General features: G+C 49.0%; 5 protein-coding genes and 1 pseudogene. 3 read left to right on the forward strand and 3 right to left on the reverse strand.

Features of this window, described 5'->3' with window-relative positions; all coding sequences use genetic code 11:
• Positions 1-224 precede the first annotated feature (224 nt).
• Positions 225-536: a hypothetical protein gene (locus KDK16_RS06880; RefSeq protein ID WP_257253359.1), complete on the forward strand. Its 312-nt coding sequence runs from the start codon at positions 225-227 to the stop codon at positions 534-536.
• A 165-nt stretch (positions 537-701) separates the two neighbouring features.
• Positions 702-2,825 carry a hypothetical protein gene (locus KDK16_RS06885; RefSeq protein WP_257275307.1) on the forward strand — a complete coding sequence of 708 codons (2,124 nt, stop codon included), beginning with the start codon at positions 702-704 and terminating at the stop codon, positions 2,823-2,825.
• Between the two features lie 65 nt (positions 2,826-2,890).
• Here KDK16_RS06885 and KDK16_RS06890 read toward each other — a convergent pair whose 3' ends face one another.
• Entirely contained in the window at positions 2,891-3,301 is a 411-nt protein-coding gene (locus tag KDK16_RS06890; protein ID WP_257253163.1) for a phnA protein, read from the reverse strand.
• A 177-nt stretch (positions 3,302-3,478) separates the two neighbouring features.
• Here KDK16_RS06890 and KDK16_RS06895 point away from each other — a divergent pair, with 177 nt between their 5' ends.
• Positions 3,479-4,147 (forward strand): N-acetylmuramoyl-L-alanine amidase, encoded by a 669-nt coding sequence (locus KDK16_RS06895; protein ID WP_257253161.1) that lies wholly within the window; start codon positions 3,479-3,481, stop codon positions 4,145-4,147.
• 156 nt (positions 4,148-4,303) lie between these two features.
• Here the strand turns inward: KDK16_RS06895 and KDK16_RS06900 are convergent, their stop codons facing one another.
• Together KDK16_RS06900 and KDK16_RS06905 are read right to left on the reverse strand one after the other, a co-directional pair.
• Positions 4,304-5,863, reverse strand: coding sequence for a hypothetical protein (locus KDK16_RS06900; RefSeq protein WP_257253159.1), 1,560 nt, complete (start codon positions 5,861-5,863; stop codon positions 4,304-4,306).
• Between the two features lie 108 nt (positions 5,864-5,971).
• Positions 5,972-6,204: pseudogene (locus KDK16_RS06905) on the reverse strand (phytanoyl-CoA dioxygenase); the annotation flags it as partial.

The following is a 6,204-nucleotide window of genomic DNA, read 5'->3' on the forward strand; positions in this document are numbered from 1 at the left end:
CTCAATTTCTTGCAATCCTCGCTACGGACGCTTAAGTCCGACAGGCTGCTAGTCTACCAATCCATAATATTCATCAGCATTCTGGTGAGCTTAAACAATAGCAAAAACTCAACGATATAAACTGGAGTGATCATCGTCTTAGACACTTCATTTGGCAGATGCCGTTAGCATGACTGTCTACACTCAGGCTCAGGCCGACATCGCTGATGGTAGAGAGGTTACCGATGAACAAAACCGACATTGTCAAAGAGAAGCTCCAGAATTCCATTTATACTCTTGGCGAGGCTATCCGAAGCAGGGATTGGACAACGCTGGAAGTTTTGGATTCTGAAGCACGTCAGGCGATCGAAGAAGCGCTGGAAAGTGGCTCTGCTCCCTCGGAAGAGGTGAAGGATCTGCTCGAAGAACTCCAGACGCTCTATCAGGGAATGATATCAGCCTGCCAGCTTGAACGAGATCGTGTACAGGAACAGTTGACGGTCAGTAAACGTCGCCAGCAAGCGATTGAGAACTATCAGAAAAGTAACAAACGTTGAGGTTGCCCGGTTCTGGATTTTGCAGACATTCATTCGAAGCGCTGCGGAATCATGGTGTTAATAAATCAGAACCAGAGTATTTCGAAGCCCACTTTCTTGGGGTGATCTATCCTTCTTGTCTGTGAACCAGAATGCCAGGATAGAATTATTCAATACCTACTCCTTATGGCGCCGCTGTTTTTGGTACTCGGGTTGTCTGTCGTCTGTCAGGCTGAACCGTGGACAGGATGTTTTGCTGTCGGGGCTGAACCAAATGCAGGATTTTCGCATCAGAGCTTTTCTATCAAAGGTGTCCGACATTCACCGCAGGGTAACCCGTCAGATATTGCCGACACAAATGGCTATACAGGACCAACCAGGCCGCCTGATGACAAACCACACAGACTTGGCGGCTATGGGATAAAAGCGACCATCATTGAGTCGATTTCGTGGCAGTTACTTTATGCCACTGACCTGCAGGTGGCTCACAAACTGATACTGACCATCAAAGACGCCCCCCTGAATTCCAATCCTTATTCATGGTTATCTGTAGAAGTGCTTGTCGCTGTCGGTTGGCTTTTAAAAAGCTATTGGAACTCCGGGTTACTGATGTCTAACCCGATTGAACAACAAAAGGTGAGTCAGGACCATTCGTTAGACACTATTACAATGATGTTTGGCTCTGGACACAACCAGCGACCACATCAACCATCAACATCATCGGGACAGCGAGCTCCACAAGCTGCTAATCTCCCCGGAGGCTTTATCTCCAGCCTCATGTATTCTGACTCAGGCGGTAGTGGAGGAGGTTCTCAACAACACTCACATACTTTGGGTTTAAATTGTTTCGTTCACCCTTGTCGTGGTGTTTGTAGTTTCCGACCATTCTCTGATAATGGAAGCCCCGATAATTGGCTGCTGAATTCGGCAGAAACTTCGATGGGCTTCAACGGAGCAAACCCCGGACAGAGCTCATGCCCTCATTTGGCTAATAAACACAGCATTAGTCGCATAGACGATTTTGATCCTTTTGAAGCGACGCATTTCGAACAAAACGAAATACTGGATGATCTTTCTGGTATTCAACTCTCGTTGATTTCTAATCAACTGCTTGATTTGGCGTATGAGTTTGACTGCAACCCTGCCAACAATGCCTGCGCTTTGGATGAGGTTGCCTTAGACAGGGACACCTCAGACTCAATGCGTGCGGGGGGCACCTATCCAACTGACGTTGCCGGGCCGCTTAATGGTCTTGTGCTAATGAACGACGGATTGCGTTTTACAGCGAATGAGTTTGGGGTCATTAATGGGTTAGTCGATCCAACTGAACTTTGCCAGGAAGCTGGGTTTTCCCTTGCGCTTGACTCTTCAGAAACACCACAGACAATCACTGAATTATCCCAGTCAGGTCAGAGCCAACCCCATCTTTCCCGGACAGACGAAGCACAAGCCAGGAACAACAGCGGGCAAAAAATCTGTCACGTGATCTTGGTTGGAGAGGGTGGCCAAGAGCGACTATGTGGGAGAGTTTGCAAGAATGCTCGGGCTCTGTCATCTCACAAAAAAAGAAGTCATCCAAGGCAACATAGCTGTGATGTCAGAGTGGTCGGGGAGGATGGTCAGCCGCGGCCATGCGGGAAAGTCTGCAAGAATGCTCGTGCCCTGATGGATCACAATAGAAATAATCATAAAGGGCCAGAAACCTGTAACATGACTGTGGTCGGGGAGTATGGTCAGCAGCGAGCATGCAAGAAGATCTGCAAGAATGCTCAAACCATGGCGAACCACAAAAAAATGGTGCATGGCAGGCAACAAACCTGTTACGTGACCGTGGTCGGAGAGGATGGCCGACAGCGCCCATGCGGGATGGTTTGCAAGAATGCTCCTTGTCTGGCGTCTCACAAAATAAGAGCCCACAGCGGGCAACAAATCTGTGACAGGATCGTGGTTGGGGAGGATGGTTTGGTGTGGCCATGTGGTAGGATCTGCAAGAGTGCCGGATCCTTGGCGGATCACAAAAGAAGAGAGCACAGCGGGCAACAAATCTGTGACCGGATCGTGGTCGGCAAAGATGGCCAGCAGCGCCCGTGCGCGAAGGTTTGTAGGAGTTCTAAAGTTCTGTCAGATCACAGAAGAAAAGACCACAGTGGGCGACAAACCTGCTACGTGACCGTTGTCGGATTGGACGGCCAACAGCGGCCGTGCGGAGCAGTCTGCAAGAATGCCAGAGCTCTGACGGAACACAAGGGTAAGCATCGAAAACGCAAATTTGTTGGCATGAACCGGGACGTTGATCTCAAGTCTCAATAAACACTTCACTGTTAGAAACAATGTGACCAGGACTTTATCGGCCATCAGGCAGAGTGAAGCAGGGCTCACTCAATCTTCTGAGCCCAGCTTTCTGTTTCAGGTTCAAGGAAGACGTGTTCGAGGATTTCAGCAGCCCAGGGGTATTGCCCTGAGATTTGGCGAAGGACTCTGACGGACATCACCTGGGCGGCCGGAACTTGGCTCCAGACGCTTTTGCCCAGACAGCGCCAGTGGTCAACGTTCATTTTTGCGGGTTTCCTTTCAAAAAGGCTGAGTTGCTCACCGCAAATGTCACAGGTCATCAGGCAGTGCTCAAAATCGGGCTCTTCAGGAACAGGAGCTACTTCCCAGATGTTAAGCGGAACACCGGCTGCTTCACAAAGCTCACACTTTGAACTGGCCCTGCGGGCAAGATCCTTGCCAAGCAAGTTCAGTGCAGCCTGTCGTTCCTGATGTTTCAGTAAGCCTTTGGCCATATTCTTTCTCCCAAATGAGCTAATGATACAGGGAATTGAAAAGCTGACTATGGCGCAAATGAAGCTCAAAGTTCCTTGATCGGGTGATAAATACCTTAAAATACGCCCTTGATCTCTGACTGGATGGCTGGTTACGCTATCAGTTCAATGGATCCCAGACTTTTTACAGGCAAATCAATGGCTTTAAGTTTCATTTCACATCCCAGCCCCAACTTTGACGCCCGGGAAATTCCTGTAGAATTTCTGGTCCTGCACTACACGGCTGTGGACCTTCAGGGTACGCTGGACATGATTTCGAGTCCAGGTTGTGGGGTTTCAGCTCACCTGGTGATTGATCTGGACGGGACCGTCTATGAGCTGGTCAGTTGCCTGAATGGAACTGCTCACAGAGCCTGGCATGCTGGTATCAGTCGTTGGCAGGAAAAAGAAGCGCTCAACGATTTTGCTATTGGAATAGAGTTGGTTAACTACAACGGGAATGTTTTCCCTTTCACCGATGCACAATATTCAGCTCTGAAAGATGTGATTCGCCTGTTGCAGGAGCACTACCCCAGCCTGGGTGATCCACAACGGATTATTGGCCATGAACACATAGCTGGTTTCAGGGGAAAAGCCGATCCGGGTTGTCATTTTGACTGGGATCGTCTTTTTACAGAGAGTTTTCCTGATCAACCTCGGCCCGTTCGGGAATCTGTTTGCCCAAAGGAGCTTCAGGCTTCTCTGGAGAAGTTCCAGTCGCTGGAACCTGCTGATAGAGAACAGCGAACACTTTTCTGGAAAAGGGTTAACGAGTTAACAGAAACCTCGGTCAGGCTGATTCAGGAGGGAGTCAGATCTCATTCATGATCTCAATAATCGTTGCTCGACGTACTATTTCTGAAAAGAATATGTCATTTTGAGATGCTGACAAATTCTATGGAAATACTCCATGCCCCTGTGTACGAAGTTTTTTAAGTGCGTTGTCACCCTCCTTCTACAAGCTCGGGACGAGCCAAGTGTGTTTTATAGAGCCAGCAATATAGCCAGAGTGGTTATAACACCTAAACCCGTAGTCATTCTGGTTGCATCCGACGGTGAACTGGGGCTCGCGCTCTTAGCGGACATCGTGTTGCTACCAAAAGCCACATTGTTAACAAAAGCAGAGGACGTAGCGACTGTGGGGCAGACTCCTGATTCAAAGAAGAAACGACCTTCGAAGTTGGTCAGTCCACTACAGGCCGTGGCTGAGGAGTTAATGGCTGTCCAGGTGTTCAGTATCTGACTGATGTTATAGGGAACGGTTGTTGGCATGGTTGTTGGCATGAAAACGGTTGAGTTTACCGATGGCGTGACAACGGTTGAATTTGGCGTTGGCATTTCAACGAGTGAAGTCATCGGTCTTTCGCACTCACCTCCCAGCGATAACGGATCAGCCGCTTTCAGGCTGAAGTGTTCTTGAAGTTGTTGCCAAGGACTAACGGCCTGCAGGTGGTTACAGGCCAGGGCGAGTTTAAGAGGGGCGCTGACGTTTATAGCGGCCGCTGTTCTCGCGGTTACCCGGATCCGGTTGCCTGCCAGGTTAAAGTGAGGAGGCTCTGCATTGCCATCGGTATGACCTATAAGCGTGAAGCCTCCCAGCCGTGGCGATCGTTGGGCACGGGCGTCGCGAAGTGTGTTAGTACTGCCATGATTGGCAATGTCTACTGTATTTCTGAAAATATCCAGGCGAGTTCCGGACCCAAGAGTAAATTCACCCGCTTCTGCCATTCTGCCCATGAATGTATTACCAGTAACAGCGATTCTGTGTGACTGGTTCCTGATAGCAGGAAGATTTACAGACACCCCATCTTCGGGCATGTAGTTCAGGTACCAGTTCTTGATGATGTGACCTTTGATCGTGTTATTGGCAAATTGGAGGCCAGGGCCAGGGCGGCTGCCATCGGCGTCTGCATCCAGAGATTGTTTGCAGTCAAGATGAACGGCGGATCGGACAGGAATATGAAATACATTGTCTTTTATAATCAGTCTCCGGTTATAACATTCTGCGAAAACAACAGTGTTAGTTCTGGGTTCATCAGGGCGTCCAAATGGCCAGAAAGTAATGTGTCTTATATTGCTGTCTCTTGTTTCTCTATACCGGAAATTTTTAGTGGTTCCTACCTTGATTACAGAGTTGCCCCCTAAATGGGAACCGATGACGATTTCAAAACCATCATCAGCGGCTCCAATAATGTCCTGACCATCCTTCAAAACGATTTGATAGTTTGTAACGTATATAGCCTGTTTTTTACCTGCATGGACAGAGTTGGATGAGAGCAATACCACGGTGTTTTGAGGAGCCTGGCGGATCAACTTAGCTAAATCCTTTTTCGGGTTAGCACTGAGAACAAGACACTGTTTTCCGCGAAAAAGCTCTCTATACTGGTTTAGCCGTCTCTGAACCCCTGACGTTTGTCCTGTGAGAGAGTCGCACGATACTGTCATAGAGGCAGGTTGAGTCGCCGCCTGAGCCTCTGAAGTCAGAGTGTGCAACAAGAATATCTGGGCGACTAACAGGACGAAACAAAGCTGCAGGCTAGTCATGTTAAGGTTTCCGTAGAAAAAGTGGATAGGAAGCCTAGACGCTGCATTGATACTTAGCCAATGATTTGAATGTTCGCTTTTAAGAGACTCTCGGCAGGGCCGGGACGGTCAGGTGTATTCCTCCAACCCCAACAGTTTTTTGCCCAGTTCAGTGAGCCGGGCAGGCTCTCCTGGTTCAGGGTCTTGTTGATGGTTTAAGCCCCGCCACTTTTTTGGTGCTCTTTTTTCCTGCCAGAGTTCTATGCGTTCCTCAGCCGTCTCTTCCAAGCCTGCCGGAAACATAGAAATATAGACTGCCAGCCTGGGCTTGTCCGAAATATTCAGCATGCCAGAATGAGGGA

Source organism: Endozoicomonas sp. SESOKO4 (assembly GCF_024606275.1).

Excerpts from the sequence above, each read along its gene's own strand:
- KDK16_RS06880 (WP_257253359.1), top strand. The coding sequence starts at position 225 with ATGAACAAAACCGACATTGTCAAAGAGAAGCTCCAGAATTCCATTTAT.
- KDK16_RS06885 (WP_257275307.1), top strand. The coding sequence starts at position 702 with ATGGCGCCGCTGTTTTTGGTACTCGGGTTGTCTGTCGTCTGTCAGGCT.
- KDK16_RS06890 (WP_257253163.1), bottom strand. The coding sequence starts at position 3,301 with ATGGCCAAAGGCTTACTGAAACATCAGGAACGACAGGCTGCACTGAAC.
- KDK16_RS06895 (WP_257253161.1), top strand. The coding sequence starts at position 3,479 with ATGGCTTTAAGTTTCATTTCACATCCCAGCCCCAACTTTGACGCCCGG.
- KDK16_RS06900 (WP_257253159.1), bottom strand. The coding sequence starts at position 5,863 with ATGACTAGCCTGCAGCTTTGTTTCGTCCTGTTAGTCGCCCAGATATTC.